This is a genomic window from Albidovulum sediminis (assembly GCF_025380365.1).
In the GTDB taxonomy this organism is placed as follows: domain Bacteria; phylum Pseudomonadota; class Alphaproteobacteria; order Rhodobacterales; family Rhodobacteraceae; genus Albidovulum; species Albidovulum sediminis.
On record NZ_JAOCQF010000001.1, the window covers coordinates 2,204,347 to 2,226,975 of the forward strand.

Here is a 22,629-nt window from a genome sequence, read left to right on the forward strand (position 1 = left end):
GATGACCGGGCAACCACCTGAGGCAATCATTCCTCAACAATGGTTAAGCCATGGTTAACACAATTTCGCCCTGAAACCACCATGTTGCCATCCCCGGTGCGAACGCTAATCTGGCCTCGCCCGAAGGGAGGGAGCGATGCGTCTTGTACCCGTACTGATTGTCGCGGTCTGTCTTGCCCCGGCGACATCTCGCGCCCAGTGCGGCGGAGAATTTTCGAGCTTCGTCAAATCCTTGAAGGCCGAAGCCATGGCCATGGGCCACAGTGCCGCGACGGTCGATGCCTTCTTCGCGCCGATCCGTCAGGATCCGAAGGTGCTCAGGGCCGACCGGGCGCAAGGCGTGTTCAGGAAGACGTTCATCGACTTCTCGCAGGCCGTGATCAGCAAGAACCGGCTCGATCACGGGCGAAACAATGCGCGGCAATACGCCGACATCTTTGCCCGCATCGAAAGGGAGCACGGAATCGCAAGGGGCGTGCTTCTGGCCTTCTGGGCGCTCGAGACGGACTATGGCGCCGTGCAGGGCGATTTCAACACCGCCAACGCCCTTGTCACCCTCGCCCATGACTGCCGCCGCCCCGAGCTATTCCGCCCCCAGGTGCTGGCGGCGATACGCCTGTTCGAACGCGGGGACTTCGACCCCGCCCGCACCACCGGCGCCTGGGCAGGGGAGATCGGGCAGGTCCAGATGCTGCCCGAGGACATCCTGCGCAACGGCGTGGACGGCGACGGCGACGGCCATGTGCAGCTCAAGGCCTCCGCTGCCGACGCGCTGATGAGCGGGGCGAAGATGCTTCGCGGGCTAGGCTGGCGCGCGGGCGAGCCCTGGCTGCAGGAAGTGACCCTGCCCGCCGACCTCGACTGGTCGCTGACCGGGCTGAACCACGAACTGCCGGTCTCCGACTGGGCAGGTCGCGGCGTCAGGGCACGCACCGGGGAACTGGCACGGGGGCTGAAGGGTTCCATCCTGCTGCCGATGGGGCGCAAGGGGCCCGCCTTCATCGCCTACCCCAACTTCCGCGTCTATTTCGAGTGGAACAAGAGCTTTGTCTATGTCACCACCGCCGCCTACTTCGCCACCCGCCTCGAGGGTGCGCCGGTCTACGATCCGGGCAATCCCGATCCCGGTTTGGGAGACAGCGACATGAAAGCGCTACAATCGAAACTGGCCGCGCGCGGGCACGATGTCGGCAAGATCGACGGTATTCTCGGAGAGAAGACGCGCGAGGCGGTGCAGAAGGAACAGATGCGCCTGGGGCTGCCCGCTGATGCCTGGCCCACGCGCGATCTGCTCGACCGGCTCTGAGGATCCGGAAACGAAAAAGGGGCCGGCATCACCGGCCCCTTCTCCATTTCTGCGGCATGGTCAGGCCACGGCGCGGACGCCTGCCGCCCCGAGGGGTGCCATCCGGGTCCACAGCGTCTGGGCCTCACGCCCTGTCAGGGTCCGGCGCGCGGTCGGACCATAGAACGCCCAGTCGCCCGCGAATTCGGGGAAGGCGCGCTCCATCTCGGCGCGGGCCTCTGCGGTCAGGCTGGCGATTGCCGTATCGCCGGGGAACAGACTTTCGGTCGCGATCCCGTTCGACAGGACGATGTCGTGCCGGTCGAGCATCAGGTGGACATACTCCACCGTCTCGGGCTGCACGGGCGCGACGGCGGCGATCCTCAGGTGCTTGGCCGGAACCAGCACTTCGTTCTCGCCGAAGAGCATCTCTGCCTCCCATCCGCGCACAAGCACCCGGTGCTGGGGAGAAACCCAAAGGTCCGCATTGGGCAAACCATCGCCAAGCGCGCTGGCCGGGATGCAGACGGGCCGCATGTCGGGGCGGAAGACCAACTCGGCGTCGCTGACCCTGCGAGAGGCCACGAACCGCACCTTCGCGACGTCGCCTGAGGCCGTCAGAACCTCATCCCCTGCCTTTAGATCCTCCACCGGCACCTCGCCCCGCGGCGTCGCGATCAGCGTGCCGCGCAGGAAGCAGACGGGCGGAGGCGGATTCGTGGTAAATGTCGTCAGAGGAACAGCACCGTTGCCGAAGCTTTCGATGTCGGCCTGCGTGACGGTCGGGTCCGGCAGGAAGAACAGGCGAATGTTGCTCCCACCAGGACCGGCGCCCAGTACGGTGATCACGTAGACCGGATCGCCTTCGTACTGGTCGGGCACCTTGCCATTACCGGCGGGCCAGGTGCCCTGAAGTTCATAGATGAACTGGTATTCCGTCCCGTTGATCCAAACCGTCGTGTCCGGGTCCGGGACGCCCGCAGCCGTATCGTCCAGCACCAGATCGCCCGTCGTGTTGGCCCCAAGGGTTCCGGATTCGAACTGAATCTGGACCGAGCTTTGCTGGTTCAGTGGCCGGATGTTGATCTCGGCGTTCGCGGCCGTGCTGCTGTCACCGCGCGCCCAGAAAAAGTCGGAAGTCGCCATGCTTCTTTCGCCTCCACAATAGTGATGCCCCGGCGGCCCGCTCACGCCTCACGGGAAAACTTCGTTTGCCCATTCCACTTCGCATTCGTCCCGACCTGGTCCCCGGTGCCCGCGTGACTGCAGCGCTTCGCCGGTTTCCGACGCCAGGGAAACTGTGCGCAGGCTACCATTTCCGGCAACCTCTCCAAGGCTCCTGAAAGCGGATTCGGGCTTTTGTAGGACGTGAAACGAGAGTGTGAGGAAAAAACATCAGAACAATCACCCTTAGGTTGTTTCTGCAAAAACGCACTCCCGCCATGCGGTCATGCCACCAGCGCCTCGGCCCGCTTCAGGTCCACGCTGACCAGTTGGCTGACGCCCTGTTCCTGCATCGTGACGCCGAACAACCGGTCCATCCGCGCCATCGTCACCGCGTGGTGGGTGATGATCAGGAAGCGTGTGTCGGTCCGCCGTGTCATCTCGTCCAGAAGGTCGCAGAACCGCGTCACGTTCGCATCGTCCAGCGGCGCGTCCACCTCGTCCAGCACGCAGATCGGCGCCGGATTCGCGAGGAACACCGCGAAGATCAGGGCAAGCGCGGTCAACGTCTGCTCCCCCCCCGACAGAAGCGACAGCGTGGCCAGCTTCTTGCCCGGCGGCTGGCACATGATCTCAAGCCCCGCCTCGAGCGGATCGTCGCTTTCGACCAGCACAAGGTTCGCCTCCCCCCCGCCGAAGAGATGGGTGAAGAGGGTGCGGAAATTCGCGTTGACCTGCTCGAAGGCGGTCAGCAGGCGTTCGCGCCCTTCGCGGTTCAGCCCGGCGATACCCGACCGGAGCTTCTTGATCGCCTCCTCCAGATCGGCCTTTTCCTTGACCAGCGTGTCGTGCTCCTCCTGAACCTCGCGCGCGTCTTCCTCGGCGCGCAGGTTGACAGCGCCCAGCGCATCCCTCTGCCGGCGCAGGCGGTGGACATCCGCATCGAGCGTCTCTGCATCGGGCATCGCGGCGGGATCGACGCCAAGGCCCTGCAGGAGCGTGCCGGGGGTGTTGTCGGTCTCCTCCCGGATGCGGTCCGCCGCCGCCGTGACCGCTTCACGCGCGCCATCGGCCCGCGCCTCGGCCCGCGCCCGTTCCTCGCGCGCCTCGGATGCGGCCCGCTCGGCCTCGCGCTCCTGCTCGGCGACCTGGCGCAGCAGGCTCTCACCCTCGGCCAGCCGGTCCGCGGCCGCGCGGCGGCGGGCTTCCGCGACCTCGATCGCTTCGTTCAGTTCCGCCCGTTTCGCGGCAATCTCCTCGGGCGCGGCGCGGGCCTCGGCCAGCTCCTGTTCGCTGGCGGCCTTGCGCTCGGCCAGTTCGGCGCTGCGCTTCTCGGCCGTCTCCAGCCGGTGGCGCCAGCCTGACAGCTCCTTTGTGATCTCCTGCCGGCGGCGCAGGCGCGCCTCGCCTTCCCGACGGATTTCATCGTGCTGGGCGCGCCGTGCCAGCATCGTGACCCGCGCGGCCTCCACCGTCAGCTTGACATCCTCGACCTCTGCCCGTGCCGCCGCCAGATCCGGCAGCTCTACCACAGTGGCCTCCGCCTCCCTGAGGCGGGCGCGGGCGTTCATCGCCTCCTCCTCGTGGCGTGCGACCGCAAGCCGCGCGCTTTCCAGCTTCCCGCCCGCGATGGACCTGTCCGCCTCCGCCTTCGAAAGGGCGCGGGACGCCTCGGCCATCCGCCGGTCGGCATCGCGCCGGGCCTCGCGCGCGGCACGGTCGGCCTCGGTCGCCTGGGCCAGTTGCCGTGTCAGATGTTCGTGCGCCTGGCGCGCGCCTTCGGCCCGTGCGGCCACCTCCTCCAGATCGCGCTTGAGTTCGACAAGGCGGTTCAACTGCTGCAAGCGCAAGGCCGAGGCCTGCGGAGCATCCTCTGCCGCGGCGCGGAACCCGTCCCAGCGCCACAGATCGCCCTCAGCCGACACCAGGCGCTGGCCGGGTTTCAAAAGCGGTTGCAGCCGCGCGCCATCGTCGCGGCCGACAAGCCCGATCTGCCCGATGCGACGCAACAGCACGTCCGGCACCGCCACCACATCGGCGAGCCGGCGCACCCCCTGCGGCAGGTCGTGCGCCCCGTCATAATCGGGCAGCACCGCCCAGCCCGACCCGGCATCGGCGGCAACCTCGGGCGCGCGCAGATCGTCGGCCAGCGCGGCGCCCAGAGCCTTCTCGTATCCCTTTTCAACCCGCACCCGGTCCAGCAGTTGCCGGCCCGTTGCCGTTTCCCGCTCCACCAGCCTTGCCAGTGCGGAGACCTCGGCGCGCAAGGCGCCCGCCTCGCCCTCGGCCTCCGACCGTGCCGCGCGGGCTTCCGCCTCACGCCCCTGCGCCTCGTTCCGGGCCTCATCGGCACGGACAAGCTGCGCCTCGGCCCCTTCCGCGGCCCTTGTCGCCTCCTCCTGTGCCGCGCTCGCACCCTCATGGTCGCCGCGCGCCCGGTCCAGCGCGCCTTGAGCCTCTGCCGCGGCGGCGCGTGCGCGTGCAGCCTCAGCCTCGTTCCGGTCCAGTGTCGCCCGGCTGTCGGCCAGCAGGCGCTGCGCTGACTGGTGTCGGGCGGCCAGGCGCGCCACATCCTCGTTCAGTTCCGAAAGTGCTGCCTCGCGTTCCGTCAGGACCGCAGCGGCCGCCTGTGCCGCCTCAAGCGCATCGGTCAGCCGCGCCTCATGCCCTTCGGAGGCCTTGGCGATCTGGCCCTGCTCCCAGTCGAGCCGGGCGATCATCTCTCCCGCGTCGCGGTTCAGCCCCGCCTCGCGCTCGATGTCGTGGCCAAGCTGGCCGATCCGGGCCACCAGCGCGTCGATGGTCTGGCGCGCGCGGGTTTCCTGGTCGGACAGCGCATCGCGCTGCACCCCAAGCCGCTGCAGCACGGCGCTGGCAATCGCCTCCTCCTCCCTCAGGGGCGGCAGGAGCGTGTCTGCCTCCGCCCTCGCCTTCGCGGCAAGGCGTGCGGCGGTTTCTGCCGCGGCGGCGGCACGGGTGCGCTCCGTCTGATCAGCCTCGGCGCGCGCGCGGGCCTCGTCTGCCTCGCGCCAGCGCCGGTAAAGCAGCATGCCTTCCGCCCGGCGCAGTTCGGCGCCGATCTCGCGGTAGCGCGCCGCCTGCCGCGCCTGCCGGGCAAGCTGGGCCAGTTGCTGGGCCAGCTGCTCCACCACATCGTCGACCCGCGCCAGGTTCTGCTCGGCCGCGTTCAGCTTCAGTTCCGCCTCATGCCGGCGCTGGTAAAGCCCGGAAATGCCAGCGGCTTCTTCCAGGATGCGGCGACGGTTGCGGGGCCGCGCGTTGATCAGTTCGGCAATCTGTCCCTGCCGCACCAGCGCCGGGGAATGCGACCCGGTGGACGCGTCGGCAAAAAGCATCTGCACGTCGCGAGCGCGAACGTCCTTTGCGTTGGCCTTGTAGGCCGATCCGGCGTCACGGGTGATCCGGCGCGTGATCTCGAGCAGGTCCTGGTCGTTGAAGCCCGAAGGCGCCAGCCGCTCGGTGTTGTCGATGGTCAGCGCGACCTCGGCAAAGTTCCGCGCCGGGCGCGTCGCCGCCCCCGCGAAGATCACGTCCTCCATTCCGTCGCCGCGCATCGCCGTGGGCCGGTTTTCGCCCATGACCCAGCGCAGCGCCTCCAGCAGGTTCGACTTGCCGCAGCCGTTCGGCCCCACGACGCCGGTCAGGCCTTCGTGGATGACAAGGTCCGTGGGGTCCACGAAGCTCTTGAAGCCGTTCAGTCGGAGGCGGGTGAAGCGCAAGAGGCGCACCTGTGTCTGATTCCCGGGGTCTGCAATCCTTGGGCCATGCGCCCGGCGAGTCAATCCGGCCACCCCGCATCTCGGTTCCGAACGGCAGTTTTCCACAAGATATGGCCGCACTCCCGGGTCATGCGCCGGTCATGGAAGGGTGCCGATGCCGCCGGCATGCCGGGTGTTGACCCCTGGCCTGTCCCGGCGCCAAATCGTCACGACAATGGGGAGGGATGCCGATGGGATGGACTTCGGGGCGCTGCCTGTGCGGCGCGACAAGGTTCCGGTTCGAGGGGGCGCCAAACTGGCAGGGGCATTGCCATTGCGAAAGCTGCCGGCGCGCCACCGCGTCCCCGTTCACCAGCTTTCTCGGCGTCGCCCGCACAGGCTTCCAATGGCAGGGCGCAAGGCCGGCCAGCCGCGAAAGTTCCCCCGGCGTCCGGCGCTTCTTCTGCGCCGCGTGCGGGACGCCGATGGCCTACCAAAGCCCGACCCGCACCCACGAGATCGACCTTTATGCCGCCACTCTGGACGACCCGTCGGTGTTTCGCCCAAACTTCCACGCCCACTGGAACGAGCGTCTGCCCTGGATCGAACTGGCCGACGCGCTGCCCCGGCATCGCACACCCAGGCGCCTGTCGCCTGAGGAGGACATGACGCCAGTGCTCGCGCTCATCCGGCGCAGCTTTGCCTTCATGGACGGGCGGATCGATCCGCCCTCGTCGATGCACCGCCTGACCGTGGACGCGATCGCCCGGCAGGCCGCCGAGGGAGAAGTCTGGCTGCTCGAGGAGGTGGGCGCACCCGTCGCCTGCGTGTTCCTGACGCCGAAGCCTGAGCGGCTTTACATCGGCAAGCTGGCGGTGGACGACGCCTTCCGCCGCCAGGGTCTGGCCCGGCAACTGATCGGGCATGCGGAGGCGCGCGCCCGGGCGCTGGATCTGGGCCTGCTCGAACTGGAATCGCGAATCGAGCTGACCGAGAACCACCGGGCCTTCATCGCCATGGGGTTCGAGAAGGTCGGGGAAACCGCACACCCGGGGTATGACAGGACGACCGGCTACACCTTCCGGCGCGTGCTGCCGCCGCAGGGGCGAAACACCGGCTAAAGGTTGTCTTCCACCCGGAACCCTTCCGGGATCGCATCCCGGCCTTCCAGCACCAGATCGGCCATCACCTCAGCCACCTTCGGCGCCATTCCGAAGCCGATCTTGAAGCCGCCGTTCGCGACGAAGTGGCCGGGCCGGCCGGGCCAGGGACCAAGGATCGGCGCGCGGCTTCGGGCGCGCGGGCGCACGCCGGCCCAGCGTTCGATCACCCGCGCATGGCGCAGGACGGGTACTGCCGCCTCGGCCCTTGCGATGACCGCATCCAGCGAGGCGTCGGTGCTTGCCGGATCGGCAAAGCCGCGTTCGGTGGTCGAACCGACACCCACGGTTCCGTCGGCATGGGGCACCACATGCAGCCCGTCCGCGAAGATCTGGGGCAGGCCCCGCGCATCCAGCGCAAGCAGCGCCGACTGCCCCTTGACGCCGACACCCACCGGCGCGGACAGGTCCCCGGACAGCGCCGCCAGCCCCGCATGCCCCGTCGCCCAGACCACCGCACCCCGCGGCTCCGCGGCGCCGGTCACGATCTCCACCCCGCGCCGCCGCAGCGCCGCGGCAAGGCTCTCGACCGCCCGGCGCGGGTGCAGGCGCGCGCTCAGGCTGTCGCGGACCAGAAAGCCTGACGGGCTGAGCGGCGCCCAGTCAGGATGGGCCGATGCCTCGACCACGCGCCAGTCCGCCTGCCCCCGCCACAGCGTCGCGGCGGAGGCCATGCGCGCACGGGCCAGCGCCAGCGCCGCCGCGTCCGCGGCGACGGGCTGAAGCCGGCCGGTGCGGCCATAGCCCGACGACAGGCCGGACACCTCGTCCACCTCGGCCCAGAACCGCCCGGCGAGCAGAAGGCTGTCCAGTTGAAACTGCTTCTTGGCGTTCCAGTTCTCGGGCGTGTGGGGCGACAGTGCGCCGACCGTGCCGCCGCTTGCCCCGGCGCCGGGACGATAGGGGTCGATCACCCTGACGGCGGCGCCCTGCGCCCGGCAGGCCCAGGCCACCGACAGGCCGAACACCCCCGCGCCCATCACCGTCACATCGACCATTGCCATCGCCGCCGCCCTTCGCCTATCTCGGCGCGTCAGGGTTAGAGCAGATGCCGTCTGAGGACCAGAGCGAACGGGTGGACTGGAAGGACGGCGGCACGCCGGTGTCGGCGCTGTTCGACGATCCCTATTTCTCGCTCGCCGACGGGCTGGCCGAAACGCGCCATGTCTTTCTGGCCGGAAACGGACTGCCGGCACGATTCCGCGACGGTTTCCAGATCGCCGAGACGGGGTTCGGCACCGGGCTGAACCTTTTGGCCACGCTGATCGCCTGGACGGAGGCGGGACTGACCGGCACCCTTCGCTACACCAGCTTCGAGGCCTACCCGATGCCGCCCGCCGACATGGACCGCGCGCTGGCAGCTTTCCCGGAGGCGGCAGACCGGGCGGCACCCCTGCTTGACGCCTGGCGCGCGGGGCAAAGGCGCTTTGCCCTCGGTCCGATCGCGGTCGAGATCATCGAAGGCGATGCCCGCGCGACCCTGCCGGCCTGGCCCGGCCGTGCGGACGCCTGGTTCCTGGACGGCTTTTCCCCGGCGAAGAACCCCGAACTCTGGGGCGCGGACCTGCTGGCGGAGGTTGCCCGCCACACCGCCCCCGGCGGCACCTTCGCGACCTACACGGCGGCGGGGTTCGTCCGCAGGGCCTTGCAGTCGTCGGGCTTTCAGGTAGAGCGCGCGAAGGGCTTCGGCCGCAAACGCCACATGAGCCGGGGCAGGCTTTGCACAACGCCATGACATCGTCGAACCTGCGCGCCGGCATCCTTCTGATGACCGGGGCGGCGATCGTCTTTTCGACGCAGGACGCGATGTCGCGCCATCTGGCGGGCACCTACAACGTCTTCATGGTGGTGATGATCCGCTACTGGTTCTTCGCCGCGTTCGTGCTCTGGATCGCGCAACGCCAGCCGGGCGGTCTGCGCGCAGCCGTGCGATCGGGCTATCCGGCCCTCCAAATCTTTCGCGGCGTCCTGCTGGCGGCCGAAATCTGCGTCATGGTCGCGGCCTTCGTCGTCCTCGGGCTTGTGGAAAGCCACGCGATCTTCGCCGCCTATCCGCTGCTTGTCGCGGCCCTTTCCGGCCCGGTGCTGGGCGAAAGGGTCGGCTGGCGCCGCTGGGCGGCGATCGGCATCGGTTTCCTCGGTGTCCTCGTCATCCTGGAACCCGGCGTGACGGTGTTTTCGCCGGCCGCGCTTATCCCCGTCGCATCGGCCACGATGTTCGCCCTCTACGGGCTGCTCACCCGCTTCGTGGCCCGGCGAGACAGTGCCGCGGTCAGCTTCTTCTGGACGGGCGTCAGCGGGGCGGTGGTGATGACGGCCGCCGGGATCTGGTTCTGGGAACCGATGGCGGTGGCAGACTGGGGCTGGATGGGTCTTCTGTGCATCTGCGGGGCGACGGCGCACTACCTGCTGATCCGCGCCTACGAGGCGGCCGAGGCAAGCGCGATCCAGCCCTTCGCCTACCTGCAACTGCCCTTCGCCGCCTTCCTCGGGATCACGATCTTCGGCGAAACCCTCCGGGTGAACGTGCTGATCGGGGCGGGGATCGTGGTTCTGGCGGGCCTTTTCACCCTCTGGCGCGCGCGCGTCAGGGGCAGCCCGCCGGCGCCGCTGACCTGACCGCGCGCCCGCCCCGCCGGGCTGCGCCTCAGCGCCCCTTCAGCATCGCGCCGAAGCCCTGCGCGCCACCGCCAAGCCCCAGCCGCATCCGGTAGACGGGCAGGCTTTCAGCCACGCGCATCACGTAGTTCCGGGTTTCCTCGAACGGAATGGCCTCGATCCAGTCCACCACGTCGACGCCGTCGGTCCGGGGGTCGCCGAAGGCCTCGATCCACTGCCGGGGCCGCCCCGGCCCGGCGTTGTAGCCCGCCGCAACCAGCACCGGCGAGGGGCCGAACTCCTCGACCAGACCCGCAAGATAGGCGCTGCCGATCTGCGCGTTGTACTGCCAGTCCGAGGTCAGCTTTCCTTCGTCGTAGCTGACACCGATCTGGCCTGCGACCTTCTTCGCTGTAGCCGGCATCACCTGCATCAGACCGCGCGCCCCGGCATGGGACACAACGCGCGGATTGAACTCGCTTTCCCGCCGCGCGATCGACAGGGCAAGCTCCGGCGCGACCGGAAGCTTCAGCTTCTCGATCCCGTTCGTCGGGAAATAGGCCGTGGGCAGGATCACGCCCCGTTCCGCCGCCGCCTTGGCCAGAAGCAGGGCGGTATTCGCATCGCCCCATTCGAGAGCGAGGCCCGCAAGCCGCGCGATATCCTCACCGCCCAGCCCCTCGCCCAGATGCAGCAGGAACCGCAGCGCAAGGTCACGATCCCCCGCCGCCTGAAGCAGCTGCGCCGCCTGAAAGACGCTCGACCGCGCAAAGCCCGCCCCGCGCCAGTCGGGATAGCGTTCGCCCCCCGCCATCGCGGGCGGCATCGGCAGGCCTACCTTCTCGGCCGACAAGAGCCCGTAGAACGCGGTCTGGTAGCGCGCGCCTTCGGCATAGGCGGCCTGCGCCTTGCCCCGGTCGCCCAGCACGTCCCAGGCCCGGCCTTCCCAGTAATTCGCACGCGACAGGCTGATCGGCCCGCTCACCGCCGCCTCGAACCGCGCGAAGTGCTTCAACGCGGTTTCCGCATCGCCCAGCTTCCTCAGCGCGATATAGCCCGCCAGCCATTCGAGGTCGGCATAATCGCTGCCGCCGTCCAGATGGTGGCCCGCCGCCATCCGGTAGGCACGGCGCGCGTCGCCCTCGCGCATTTCCTTGCGGGCCAGGCGCCGACGCCAGTCGGCCCATTGTTCGGGGTCGCCAAGCGCCTCCGCACTGGCCGACCGCTCCAACAGCAGTTCGTCCGCGCTGTCGTAAAGATCGCGCCGAATGCGCCAGCGGAATCGGTCGTAGGCGAGCCCGCCCGAGTTCACCGCCTTGTCCGGCAGCGCCGCGATCAGCCCGTCGATGCCTTTCTCGTCGTCCTGAAGCGCAATCCGCGCGGCGGCAACGGCGCGGGTATAGGGGCTGGCAAGCGGCAGCATGCGCCGCGCGTCCGCCGTCAGGCCCGCGCGCAGCAGGCTTGCCACGCGGCCGTCGTGATGGTCCCCCAAAAGCGCGCCGTGACGGCCGACGAAGGCCGCGTGTTCATCCGCGGTCAGCGGAAGGCTTCGCCAGGCGCGCACGATCTCCTTCGCGGCCGCCTGTTCCTGGCCTAGTGCCGACAATGCGGCGGCAAAGGCAAGGCTGCCCGTGCCGGTCTGCGGCGACTGGGCGGCGAAATAGGCGACGACGGCCGCAGGGTCCTGCCCGGCCGCCTTTTCCTCGCCCTTCTTCCGCAGAAGCGGCAGGCCGGGCCAGTCGGGGTGGGTGTCGAGAAAGCCGCGATAGTCGGCAAAGCTTCCCTCGCCATCGCGCAGCCGCTGCCATTCGATCACCGACTGCGCCAGCGGGCCCGACCGCGCCGCCTGACCCAACGCAGCCGGCCAGTCGCGCGCCGCCGCCGCACGCAGCGCCACGGCAAGCGTGCCGGGGTCATCGGCACGGGCGGGAAAGCTGGCAACGGCTGCCAGCAGGGCGGAAAGGGCAAGGCTTCGGATCATCGTTTTCTGTGACTGCTTCGGTTTTTTCCTGATCCTACCCCACCCTTGCCCAGCCGCAACACACAAACTTGGCAATCCGTCCGACTGCGGCTAGGTTCCGCGCGCATTCAACCGGGCGAGTCTGCCCAGAAATCAAGGAGCGTGTCATGTTCAAAGGGTCCTTCCCAGCCCTCGTCACGCCGTTCAAGGACGGCGCGCTGGATCTGGACACGCTCAAGAAACTCGTGGACTGGCACGTGGCCGAAGGCAGCCACGGCCTTGTGCCGGTGGGCACGACCGGCGAAAGCCCGACGCTCAGCCACGAGGAACATGTGCGCGTGATCGAAGAGGTCGTGAAGGCCGCCGCGGGCCGCATTCCCGTCATCGCCGGGGCCGGGTCGAACTCGACCGAGGAAGGGATCTTCCTCATTCGCGAGGCGGAGCGCGTCGGCGCGAACGCGGCCCTTGTTGTCACGCCCTACTACAACAAGCCGACCCAACGCGGCCTCTACGCCCATTTCAAGGCGATGCACGACGCCTCGGCGCTGCCGATCATCATCTACAACATTCCCGGCCGGTCGGTCGTGGACATGACGCCCGAGACGATGGGGGAACTGGCGAAGCTGCCCCGGATCATCGGCGTGAAGGACGCCACCGGCAAGATCGAACGCGTCAGCCAGCAACGCGCCGCCTGCGGGCCGGACTTCGTTCAGCTCTCGGGCGAGGACGCGACGGCACTCGGCTTCAACGCGCACGGGGGCGTGGGCTGCATCTCGGTCACGGCGAACGTCGCGCCCCGCCTTTGCGCAGAGTTCCAGGAGGCGACTTTGCGCGGCGACTTCGCGGCGGCGCTGTCCTACCAGGACCGGCTGATGCCGCTGCACGAGGCGATCTTCATCGAGCCGGGCCTGTGCGGCGCGAAATACGCGCTCTCGCGGCTCGGCCTGTGCTCGGAGGAGGTGCGCCTGCCGCTTACCGGCCTTCTCGATGCGACGAAGTCGAAGATCGACGCCGCGATGCGCCACGCGGGCATCATCAACTGACCCGACCGCCGGCTGACCGCCGGCGGAACGCATTTCCGGCGCGGGAAAGCCGCGAACCGTGCTAACCTTCCCCGACTGCCGCCGGCATCAGGGGGAGGGCGCCGCATTGACCATTTTCACAAGCCCGTTCAAGAACATCACCCTGCGCGATGTCACCATCACCGAACGGGTGCTCGAGGGACTGACCGAGCGCGGCCGCGACGCGATGATCGACGGCCCCAGCGGACGGCGCGTGACGGCGGGCGAACTGACCGACGGCACCCGCGCGGTCGCCGGCGGCCTTCGCCAGCGCGGCATCGGGCCGGGCAGCGTCGTCGCCATCCTGTTGCCGAACCTGCCGGAATACTTCCTGTGCTTCCACGGCGCCGCCTGGGCCGGCGCCACCGTGACGACGGTGAACCCGACTTACACCGCAGCAGAACTGCACCACCAGCTGCAGGATGCGGGGGCGGATATCCTGATTACCCTGCCGGCCTTCGCCGAGACCGCCCGCGCCGGGGCCGAAGGCACCGCCGTGCGCGAGATCTTTACCCTGGGCGAAGCGCCCGGAACCACGCCCTTCGCCGAACTCATGGGCCCGCCGCTGGCCGAACAGGTGCGTGTCGATGTCGCACGCGACTCGCTGGTGCTGCCCTATTCCTCGGGGACGACGGGCCTGCCCAAGGGCGTGATGCTGACGCACCGCAACCTTGTCGCCAATGTCGACCAGGCACTCTCTGTCCGGGCGATCGAACCGGGGGAATGGACGGTGGGATTCCTGCCCTTCTTCCACATCTACGGCATGACGGTCCTGATGAACCTTTACCTTGCCGCCGGCGGCGGGGTCGTCACGATGCCGCGCTTCGATCTGGAGCTGTTCCTCCGCCTCATCCAGGATCACCGCACGAAACAGGTCTACGTCGTGCCGCCCGTGGCGCTTGCGCTGGCCAAGCATCCCCTTGTCGAGCGATACGACCTTTCCGCGCTCCGCTTCGTCTTTTCCGGCGCGGCGCCCCTCGGCGCCCCTCTTTCGAATGCGGTCGAGGCGCGGCTGGGCGCGCGCTGCGAGCAGGGCTACGGCATGACCGAGATGAGCCCGGTCAGCCATGTGACCGCCCCGACGCGCGGACGGGCCGGATCGGCGGGCCAGACCGCCCCTTCGACCGAATGCCGTATCGTCGACCCCGCAACCGGCCGCGGCCTAGGCGCTGGCGAGGAGGGCGAGCTGTGGGTGCGCGGGCCGCAGGTGATGACGGGCTACCTGAACAACCCCGGCGCCACCGCCGCCTCGCTTTCACCCGACGGCTGGCTCCGGACCGGGGACATCGCCGCCTTCGATGACGACGGCTATCTCTTCATCCGCGACCGGTTGAAGGAGCTCATCAAGGTAAAGGGCTTCCAGGTCGCCCCGGCCGAGGTCGAGGCCGAGCTTCAGTCCTGCCCGGGCCTGGCCGACGCCGCGGTGGTCGGCATCCCCGACGAGGAGGCCGGAGAGGTTCCGGTGGCGTTCATCGTCCTCGCCCCCGGGGCCACGATCGGCGCCGATGAGGTCATTGCCCACCTCTCCTCGCGCCTTGCGCATTACAAGCTGCCCCGCGCGCTCCATGTCGTGGACGCCATCCCGAAGTCAGCCTCTGGCAAGATCCTGCGCCGGGTGCTCAGGGCGGGGCTGGTCGGATAGGGCCTGCATATCCCTTTTGGGGAATGGCCGGGGGCAGCCGTTGGCGCTACCCCTGTCCTGTCCAAGACGGAGGCCCCCGATGACGCCGCATCTCATCCTGACCAATGCCCGCATTCTGACGATGGACCCCGCGCGGCCCACGGCGCAGGCCATTGCCCTTGCCGGCGAACGGATCGCCGCCGTCGGCAGCCGGGCCGAGGTCGAGGCGCTTGCGGGCCCCGCGACCGAGGTCATCGACTGCAAGGGTGCAACCCTGATGCCCGGTTTCGTCGAAAGCCACCTGCACCTCGTTCTCGGCGGCACGGAACTGGCGCACCTGCAACTGACCCATGTGGATGGAGAAGAGGCGCTGACCCGCGCCTTCCGCGATTTCGCCGCGCAGAATCCCGACCAACCGCTCCTGATGGCGCAGGGCGGGCATTACGCGATCCTCGATCATCCGATGACGCGCCACGACCTTGACCGCGTCATCGCCGACCGCCCTATCGCGATCACCGCGCACGACCACCACACCGTCTGGGCCAACACCGCGGCGCTCAGCGCAGCCGGCATCCTGCACGGGGCCCCCACCCCGCCCGGGCACGAGATCGTCATGGGGCCGGACGGCACCGCAACCGGAGAGCTGCGGGAGTTCGAGGCCTTCGCGCCCGTGGTCGCGATCGGCGGGGAATCGCGGATCTATCTCGGCATCGCGACGGGCGGCGAACCCTCGCCCTGGCCGAATTCGGCCGAACAGGCGATGGACCGCACCAAGGCGGCCCGCGGGCTTGCCCATGCCGCGCGCCACGGCATCACCTCGATGGTGAACATGGACGGAAACCGCTACACGCTCGAGATCCTGCGCGGGTTGCAGCGCGACGGGGGGCTGACCGCGCGGGTCAAGGTGCCGTTCCACTTCAAGCCGCACATGGAGCTTTCCGAACTGGACCGGGCCGACGAAATGACCCGCGACTTCGACGACGACTGGCTGTCCTGCCGCTTCGTGAAGATGTTCATGGACGGCGTGACCGACAGCCGCACCGCCTACATGCTGGCCGACTACCCCGGCTGCCCGGGCCACAGGTCGGAGCCGCTGTTCCCCGCCTCGCGCTTCAACCAGATCGCGACCGAGGTGGACCGGCGCGGCATGCAGATCGCGGTACACGCCATCGGCGACGCGGCCGTGCGCGCCACCATCGACGGCTACGAGGCGGCGCAGAGGGCCAACGGCCGCCGCGACAGCCGCCATCGGGTCGAACATATCGAACTGATCGATCCGGCGGACGTGCCGCGCCTGGCCGCCCTTGGCATCACCGCCTCGATCCAGCCCGTCCATGCGCCGGGGGCGATGGATTTCGACCTGCAGCCGACGCTCGACACGCTGGGCCGCGAACGCTGGCCGAACTACTTCCTCTGCCGCACCTTGGCCGAGGCGGGCGCCCATATCGCCTTCGCCTCGGACTGGCCGGTGACGGACATCTCGGTCCTGCGCGGGATCGGCGCGGCAATGACCCGTCCAAGCTATGACGGTGGCACCGACCAGCGTATCCCGCTGGCCGACGTGCTGCGCGCCTATACCGCCGGCGGCGCCTTTGCCGCGCACTGGGAAAACCTGACCGGCACGCTGAAACCCGGCATGGCAGCGGATGTCGTCGTCCTTTCGCGGGACATCGAAGCCACGCCGCACGACGAGATCGCCGCGATGACCGTGGCTCTGACGATCTGCGGCGGGCGCATCACCTGGCAGGGCTGACGCCTAGAGCCCGCCCCAGAAGGCCCGCGCAGTCATCGCCGCCCCCATCGCGATGACGGCCCAGCGCAGGATCGCCTGCGGTATCGCTCGCGAGCCTGCCCCGCCCAGGAACCCGCCAAGGGCGGCACCCGCGGCGACGGCGGCGGCGTGCGGCCAGGACACCGCGCCGCCGAACACGTAGATGACCGAGGCGATCAGGCTCAGCGCCCCGATCACCGCGTTCTTCAGCGCGTTGGCCTGAAGGAAGTCGCCGTACCCCACCAGGATCAGCGCCGCGAGCATGATCTGGCCCAGCCCGGCGCCGAAGTAGCCGCCATAAACCGACATCAGGAACAGCCCCAGCCCCGCCAGCCACCGCCGACCGGGGCGCGGCTTCAGGAACCTGAGCGCAAGCCGACGGAGCGTCGGCGCCAGCGCGAAAAGCGCGGTCGCGGACAAGAGCAGCCAGGGCACCGCCGCCTCGAAGGTCGCGGCCCCCATCGCGGTCAGCAACAGGGCACCGGCAGCCCCGCCCAGCGCCCCGAGCATGAGCGGCGGCCAGAGCCCGCGCCCGATCTCTCCAAGCTCTGCCCGATAGGCGGGCAGCGCCGCGAGGTTCGAGGGGATCAGCGCCACGAAGTTGGTGGCGTTCGCGGCCAGCGGCGAGAGGCCCGACAGGATCAGGACCGGAAACGTGAAGAAGGATGCCCCCCCAGCGACCGCAGAGACAGCCCCGGCAAGGGTTCCGACAGCGAACAGGGCCAGCACCCCGCTCAGGCCGACCTCAAGGCTCATGCGCCGCCCTCGCCGAGGATCCTGGCCCTTGCAGCCGCCGCATCGAGCCCTTCGGAAATTGCCCGCGCAAGCCCGGCGGCCTCCATCGCGGCGATGCCCGCTGCCGTGGTTCCCGCGTAGTCGACCATGGCCCGCACCTGTTCGGCCGGGCTTTCGTGCGACGCGGAAAGGATCCTGCCGCTGGCAAGGAACAGTTGCCGGATCGCCCGCTCCGCCACCTCGGGCGCGATTCCGCGGGCGGTGGCGTGGCGGATCATCGCGTCGGCGAACAGGGCAACGAAACCGGGCACCGGACCCGTCATCGCGGTGAACTGGTCGATCTGGTCCTCCTCGGCCAGTTCGTCGGTCAGCCCGCAGGCGTCGAAGATCGCCCGGACGGTGCCGCGATCCTGCGCTGTCACCCCGGAGGCGGCAACCCAGGGCGAATATGCCAGCCCGTGCTCGGCCGCGGGGCTGGACATCGCCCGCACGATCCGCGCCGACCCCGTCAACGCGGCCAGCCGCGCCAGCGAAACCCCGGCCATGACCGAGATGACAAGCCGGCCGGGGGCGGCAATCGCGATCGACGCCGCGGCGGCGGGCGGGACCGACAGGATGACCGTATTGCAAGCCGCAACCAGCGCCTGGTTGTCGGCCCCCACGATCACGCCCCGCGGCACCTCCGCACGCCCCGACCGGCAGGAAATCCAGAGATCGCCATCCCCGACCGCCCCGACCGAGAGAAGCCTGCGCGCGATCGCACCGCCAAGCTGGCCATTGCCGCCGATGATGCCGATCCGGCCCGATATCGCCATGGCCTAGTCCTTTTTCCGCTTCACTTCGATCTGGCTCAACCGGATGTGGCGCAGCACCTCGACCAGCATCGCCGTCAGCAGCCCCATGTTCAGAAGTCCGTTCGCGGCGGCCATCCCTCCGAGCAATCTCCACTGTTTCGGCAGAAGAATGTCGCCGAATCCGAGCGTCGTGAAGGCGACGAGCGAGAAATAGACGGATGTTTCGATGGTGATGAAAATCCCCAGCGCCCAAAGCGCGATGGCCCAGATCCACACCCCGGCCGTCACCATTCCCAACACCCAGACCGCCGCGACGCCCAGAACCAGCGCCAGTTTCGGCCGGTGCGGTTCGCGCACCAGCCAGTGGTGATGCCGGACAAGCAAAACCTCGAACGCCCAGAACGCCAGACCGGAGACCATGACCGAAAGAAGCATCAGCGAGGTCCCCAACGCGATCTGAACGAACATGATCACCCTCACCTTGCGTCAGCGATGGCAGAACGGTCCCCGGCATGCCCCGACGCGCGCCATCCGTGGGCGATGTTAGCGAAGGATCGGCGCGGCGCAACGGGAAGCGGGGGGAACACCCCGCGCCTTTCGTCGCGCAGTGCTACCGACGCGCGGGCACCCGCGGCACCGCGTCTGGACTTGTTCGCGCCGCTCGCCTATCTCGGACGGATCATGGCCGAGAAATCCGACCCCAACTACAAGGTAATCGCCGAAAACCGTCGCGCGCGGTTCGATTACTTCATCGAGAACGACCTCGAGGTGGGGATCGTCCTCTCCGGGTCCGAGGTCAAGGCTCTGCGCACCGGGCAGTCGAACATCGCCGACAGCTACGCCTCGGTCGAGGGGGGCGAGCTGTGGCTCATCAACAGCTACATCGCCGCCTACAAGGAGGCCGGCGTCTTCGGCCATGAGGAACGCCGCCGCCGCAAGCTGCTGGTGTCGAAGCGAGAGCTTTCGCGGCTCTGGCAGGCCGTCGGGCGCGAGGGGATGACGCTTGTGCCCCTGGTGATGTATTTCAACCACAAGGGCCGCGTGAAGCTGAAGATCGGCGTCGCCAAGGGCAAGAAGGTTGCCGACAAGCGCGCGACCGAGGCCAAGCGCGACTGGAACCGGCAGAAGCAGCGCCTGCTCAAGCAGGGATGAGCAGTGCTCACCCCGCCGCGGGGCGGGGGACCAGCGGCGGCTCCACCCCGTCGGGAATCGGGCAGACGTAGGGTTCCCGCGCCAGGCGTTCGCGATGCTCGGCCTGCGCCGCCTTCAGCAGGGCCCCGTCCGTGAACAGCTTTTCCGCGCAGGCCGCCATGGCCTTGCCAGCATGGACCATTCCCTTGTGCGCCGCCGGCGCCTTTCCCTGCGCGGTGATCTGCCAGCTGTGGGCGGGCGTGCCGATGGCATGGGTCGCGACCAGCACCTGCACGAGCGGCACCGCCCAGCTGACATCGGCCACGTCGGTCGAGCCAACCATGACCTCGCCCTGAGGATAGAGCCCGACCACGTAATCACACAGGGATTCGCCTGCGCGCGGCGCCATGCCGACACATCGATAGGGCTGCTGAATGTCGGCCTCGCCCAGCGTCGCCTGGATGCGGCTGGCGTAGCCCCTGTCACCGGCGTCGAAGGGAACGCCGCCAAGCTCGTCGAGCGCGGCCTGCATGGTCCGCTCCATCACCGTGTTGCCCAGCATGTTTGAGACCGCCGAAAAGACGCGCATGTCAACCTGCGTGCCGGTCATCAGCGCCGCCCCGCGTGCGACGTCCTTCACCCGTTCCACGATGGCGAGCATGTCGGAAAGCCGGAGCGCACGGATGGAATAGCGCACCTTCGCCCGCGCCTGCACCACGTTGGGCGCCGTGCCGCCCGCCTCCAGATAGGCGTAGTGGATGCGCGCGTCCTGCGGAACATGTTCGCGCAGGTAGTTCACCCCGACCGACATCAGTTCGACCGCATCGAGCGCCGACCGGCCGAGGTGCGGCGCGGCGGCGGCATGGGCGGCCCGGCCGGAAAAGGTGAAGTCCATGCGCGTGTTCGCAAGGCTCCGCGCGTCGTCCACGCGCGTCATGCAGTCGGGGTGCCAGGTGATCGCGGCATCGACATCGGCGAAGGCGCCATCACGCACCATGAAGGTCTTGGCGGCTCCACCCTCCTCGGCCGGGCAGCCGTAGTAGCGCACCCGTCCGGGCGTTCCCGTCTCGGCCAGCCAGTCCTTGAGCGCGGCCGCCGCAAGAAGGGCCGCCGAACCGAGAAGATTGTGGCCGCAGCCATGACCGTTTCCGCCCGGCTCCAGTTCCTCGGGGTAGTCCACCCCCGCCACCTGGCTGAGCCCCGGAAGCGCGTCGTACTCGCCCAGGATCGCGATGACGGGGCCGCCCTCGCCCGCCTCTCCCATCACGGCGGTGGGAATGCCGGCCACGGATTCCGTCACGCGAAACCCCTTGTCGCGCAGCATCGCCGTGTGTTCGGCGCAGGACCGGTATTCGTTGTAAAGCGTCTCGGGCATCGCCCAGACCCGGTCTGAAAGGCCGATCAGGTCGGGCGCGTGGGCGTCGACCACGCTCCAGATCGTCGCTTCGTTTCGCATCCTGACCTCCGCTGTCCGCGCGCCCATGAATGACGCGCGGCCGCGCCGGGTGCAAGCGGCTGATCGGAACTGGCCTTGCGCGGTCTCCACACGGCGCGTATCTCGGGGAAGACAGGATCAAGGGGGACCCGAGGTGCAGAACGATCCGAAGACGCTCGTTTCGACCGAATGGCTTGAGGCGCATCTGAAGGACCCCGACCTGAGGATCCTCGATGCCTCGTGGTACATGCCCGACTCCGGGCGGGACGCGAAGGCCGAATACGCAGCCGCCCACATTCCCGGTGCGCGGTTCTTCGACATCGACGAGATCTCAGATCAACGGTCGTCGCTTCCGCACATGGCGCCGACGCCCGAGAAGTTCATCAGCCGGATGCGGGCGATGGGCGTGGGTGACGGGCACCAGGTTGTCGTCTATGATGGCGCGGGCCTCCTGTCCGCGGCGCGCGTCTGGTGGACCTTCCGCCTGATGGGCAAGACCGACGTGGCGGTTCTGGACGGCGGCTTTCCAAAGTGGCAGGCCGAGGGGCGCCCGGTCGAGGACATGGCGCCCATCCTGCGCGATCGCCACATCACCGTCAGCCGCCAGGCGCATCTGGTCCGGGACGTGACGCAGGTGGCCGCCGCGGCGAAGCTCGGCGATCACGAGATCATCGACGCCCGATCGGCCGAACGCTTCCGCGGCGAGGCGGCGGAACCGCGCCCCGGGCTGCGGGCAGGCCATATTCCGGGCTCGAAGAACCTGCCCTTCGGCCGGCTTCTCAATGCCGACAAGACGATGAAGGACCCGGCCGAACTGCGTCTGGCGTTCGAGGAGGCCGGCGTGGACCTCGGAAAGCCCGCGATCACCACCTGCGGCTCCGGCGTGACCGCGGCGATCCTGAGCCTGGCACTGGAGCGCCTCGGCAAGAGCGATCACTCGCTCTACGACGGGTCCTGGGCCGAATGGGGCATGTACGGAGACCTCAAGGTCGCCAAGGGGTAGGAGCCTTCGGATGTTCGGCAACCTCAAGGCCCAGCCCGCGGACAAGATCCTTCAGCTTATCGGTCAGTTCCGGGCAGACCCGCGCAGCGACAAGATCGACCTTGGCGTCGGCGTCTACAAGGACGCAACCGGCCTGACCCCGGTCATGCGCGCGGTGAAGGCCGCCGAAAGGCGGCTGTGGGAGACCGAGACCACCAAGACCTATACCGGCCTCGCGGGGGAGCCGGAGTTCAACGCCGCGATCGCCGCGCTTGTCCTTGGCGGCACGATCACGCCGGACCGGGTGTCATCGGTCGCGACCCCGGGCGGCACCGGCGCCTGCCGTCAGGCGTTCGAGCTGATCCGCCTCGCCTCGCCCCATGCGACGGTCTGGGTCTCCGATCCGACCTGGCCCAACCACCTGTCGATCCTGAACTATCTTGGCATGAACGTGCGGACCTACCGCTATTTCGACGCCGAGACGCGCGGCGTCGATTTCGCCGCGATGATGGCGGACCTGTCTCTGATCCGTTCGGGCGACGTGGTGCTTCTGCATGGCTGCTGTCACAACCCGACCGGCGCAAACCTGACGCTGCCGGAATGGCAGGCCGTGGCGGACCTTCTGGAACGGACCGGCGCGGTCCCCCTGATCGACCTGGCCTACCAGGGATTCGGTGACGGGCTGGAGGCCGACGCGGCCGGACTGCGGCTGATCGCCGGGCGGCTGCCCGAGGTTCTGATCGCGGCGTCCTGCTCGAAGAACTTCGGCATCTACCGCGAGCGCACGGGCGCACTGATCGGGCTTTCCGAACCGGCACGGCGAGAGGTGACGCAGGGCACGCTCGCCTTCCTCAACCGCCAGAACTTCTCCTTCCCGCCCGACCATGGGGCGCGGCTGGTGACGATGATCCTGAACGACGACGCCCTGCGCGCTGACTGGCAGGCGGAGCTGGAAGAGGTGCGCCAGGGCATGCTGTCGCTGCGCGAACATCTCGCGCGCGAACTGCGCGACCTGTCCGGATCGGACCGCTTCGGCTTCATCGCCCAGCACCGCGGCATGTTCTCCCGCCTTGGCGCCAGCGCCGAACAGGTGGAGCGGCTGAAGGCCGAACACGGGATTTACATGGTCGGCGATTCGCGGATGAACATCGCCGGGCTGAACGCCACGACGGTGCCGATACTCGCGCGCGCGATCCTCGCCGTCGGCATCTGA

General features: G+C 68.8%; 18 protein-coding genes and 1 pseudogene. 11 read left to right on the forward strand and 8 right to left on the reverse strand.

The window, feature by feature from the left end; translation table 11 throughout:
* Window positions 1-136 precede the first annotated feature (136 nt).
* Complete coding sequence (locus N5I32_RS10855; RefSeq protein ID WP_261495641.1) at window positions 137-1,306, forward strand: lytic murein transglycosylase; 1,170 nt, start codon at window positions 137-139, stop codon at window positions 1,304-1,306.
* A gap of 60 nt (window positions 1,307-1,366) precedes the next feature.
* Here N5I32_RS10855 and N5I32_RS10860 read toward each other — a convergent pair whose 3' ends face one another.
* Together N5I32_RS10860 and smc are read right to left on the reverse strand one after the other, a co-directional pair.
* Entirely contained in the window at window positions 1,367-2,431 is a 1,065-nt protein-coding gene (locus N5I32_RS10860) for a Hint domain-containing protein (RefSeq protein ID WP_261495643.1), read from the reverse strand.
* A 302-nt stretch (window positions 2,432-2,733) separates the two neighbouring features.
* Window positions 2,734-6,189 (reverse strand): chromosome segregation protein SMC, encoded by a 3,456-nt coding sequence (gene smc, locus N5I32_RS10865; RefSeq protein ID WP_261495644.1) that lies wholly within the window; start codon window positions 6,187-6,189, stop codon window positions 2,734-2,736.
* Window positions 6,190-6,419: 230 nt separating this feature from the next.
* On the opposite strand from smc, the pseudogene N5I32_RS10870 reads away from it, so the two are divergent.
* Window positions 6,420-6,740: pseudogene (locus N5I32_RS10870) on the forward strand (GFA family protein); the annotation flags it as partial.
* A 93-nt stretch (window positions 6,741-6,833) separates the two neighbouring features.
* Complete coding sequence (locus N5I32_RS10875; protein ID WP_369414299.1) at window positions 6,834-7,289, forward strand: GNAT family N-acetyltransferase; 456 nt, start codon at window positions 6,834-6,836, stop codon at window positions 7,287-7,289.
* Here the strand turns inward: N5I32_RS10875 and N5I32_RS10880 are convergent.
* Window positions 7,286-8,332: an NAD(P)/FAD-dependent oxidoreductase gene (locus N5I32_RS10880; RefSeq protein WP_261495645.1), complete on the reverse strand. Its 1,047-nt coding sequence runs from the start codon at window positions 8,330-8,332 to the stop codon at window positions 7,286-7,288. The two genes, N5I32_RS10875 and N5I32_RS10880, sit on opposite strands and share 4 nt — an antisense overlap.
* Before the next feature lie 44 nt (window positions 8,333-8,376).
* On the opposite strand from N5I32_RS10880, the gene mnmC2 reads away from it, so the two are divergent.
* Window positions 8,377-9,063: a tRNA (5-methylaminomethyl-2-thiouridine)(34)-methyltransferase MnmC2 gene (gene mnmC2 / locus N5I32_RS10885; RefSeq protein ID WP_261495646.1), complete on the forward strand. Its 687-nt coding sequence runs from the start codon at window positions 8,377-8,379 to the stop codon at window positions 9,061-9,063.
* The gene (locus tag N5I32_RS10890; protein WP_261495647.1) at window positions 9,060-9,947 is read left to right on the forward strand and encodes a DMT family transporter; all 888 of its coding nucleotides are present in this window, start codon (window positions 9,060-9,062) and stop codon (window positions 9,945-9,947) included. The genes mnmC2 and N5I32_RS10890 overlap by 4 nt, the downstream gene beginning before the upstream one ends.
* 28 nt (window positions 9,948-9,975) lie before the next feature.
* On the opposite strand, the gene N5I32_RS10895 is transcribed toward N5I32_RS10890, so the two are convergent.
* Window positions 9,976-11,907 (reverse strand): lytic transglycosylase domain-containing protein, encoded by a 1,932-nt coding sequence (locus N5I32_RS10895; protein WP_261495649.1) that lies wholly within the window; start codon window positions 11,905-11,907, stop codon window positions 9,976-9,978.
* Window positions 11,908-12,053: 146 nt separating this feature from the next.
* Here N5I32_RS10895 and dapA point away from each other — a divergent pair, with 146 nt between their 5' ends.
* The 3 genes from dapA (at window position 12,054) to N5I32_RS10910 (ending at window position 16,321) form a co-directional block, all read left to right on the forward strand.
* A complete protein-coding gene (gene dapA / locus N5I32_RS10900; protein WP_261495651.1) occupies window positions 12,054-12,929 on the forward strand; it encodes a 4-hydroxy-tetrahydrodipicolinate synthase in 876 nt (291 codons plus the stop codon).
* A 106-nt stretch (window positions 12,930-13,035) separates the two neighbouring features.
* On the forward strand, window positions 13,036-14,589 hold the full coding sequence (locus N5I32_RS10905) for an AMP-binding protein (RefSeq protein ID WP_261495652.1): 1,554 nt from the start codon (window positions 13,036-13,038) through the stop codon (window positions 14,587-14,589).
* Window positions 14,590-14,668: 79 nt separating this feature from the next.
* On the forward strand, window positions 14,669-16,321 hold the full coding sequence (locus tag N5I32_RS10910; RefSeq protein WP_261495653.1) for an amidohydrolase: 1,653 nt from the start codon (window positions 14,669-14,671) through the stop codon (window positions 16,319-16,321).
* Between the two features lie 3 nt (window positions 16,322-16,324).
* On the opposite strand, the gene N5I32_RS10915 is transcribed toward N5I32_RS10910, so the two are convergent.
* Genes N5I32_RS10915 through N5I32_RS10925 form a run of 3 tightly spaced genes read right to left on the reverse strand, consistent with a single transcriptional unit; the run spans window position 16,325 to window position 18,336 of the window.
* The gene (locus N5I32_RS10915; protein WP_261495654.1) at window positions 16,325-17,095 is read right to left on the reverse strand and encodes a sulfite exporter TauE/SafE family protein; all 771 of its coding nucleotides are present in this window, start codon (window positions 17,093-17,095) and stop codon (window positions 16,325-16,327) included.
* A complete protein-coding gene (locus N5I32_RS10920) occupies window positions 17,092-17,889 on the reverse strand; it encodes a pyrroline-5-carboxylate reductase family protein (protein WP_261495655.1) in 798 nt (265 codons plus the stop codon). Before N5I32_RS10920 ends, N5I32_RS10915 begins: the two co-directional genes overlap by 4 nt.
* Window positions 17,890-17,892: 3 nt before the next feature.
* Entirely contained in the window at window positions 17,893-18,336 is a 444-nt protein-coding gene (locus tag N5I32_RS10925) for an ion channel (RefSeq protein ID WP_261495656.1), read from the reverse strand.
* Window positions 18,337-18,549: 213 nt separating this feature from the next.
* On the opposite strand from N5I32_RS10925, the gene smpB reads away from it, so the two are divergent.
* On the forward strand, window positions 18,550-19,020 hold the full coding sequence (gene smpB / locus N5I32_RS10930) for an SsrA-binding protein SmpB (RefSeq protein ID WP_261495658.1): 471 nt from the start codon (window positions 18,550-18,552) through the stop codon (window positions 19,018-19,020).
* Window positions 19,021-19,027: 7 nt separating this feature from the next.
* Here the strand turns inward: smpB and N5I32_RS10935 are convergent, their stop codons facing one another.
* Window positions 19,028-20,455 carry an amidohydrolase gene (locus N5I32_RS10935; RefSeq protein ID WP_261495660.1) on the reverse strand — a complete coding sequence of 476 codons (1,428 nt, stop codon included), beginning with the start codon at window positions 20,453-20,455 and terminating at the stop codon, window positions 19,028-19,030.
* A 133-nt stretch (window positions 20,456-20,588) separates the two neighbouring features.
* On the opposite strand from N5I32_RS10935, the gene sseA reads away from it, so the two are divergent.
* Together sseA and N5I32_RS10945 are read left to right on the forward strand one after the other, a co-directional pair.
* Window positions 20,589-21,437, forward strand: coding sequence for a 3-mercaptopyruvate sulfurtransferase (sseA, locus tag N5I32_RS10940; protein ID WP_261495661.1), 849 nt, complete (start codon window positions 20,589-20,591; stop codon window positions 21,435-21,437).
* Window positions 21,438-21,447: 10 nt separating this feature from the next.
* Complete coding sequence (locus tag N5I32_RS10945) at window positions 21,448-22,629, forward strand: amino acid aminotransferase (protein WP_261495662.1); 1,182 nt, start codon at window positions 21,448-21,450, stop codon at window positions 22,627-22,629.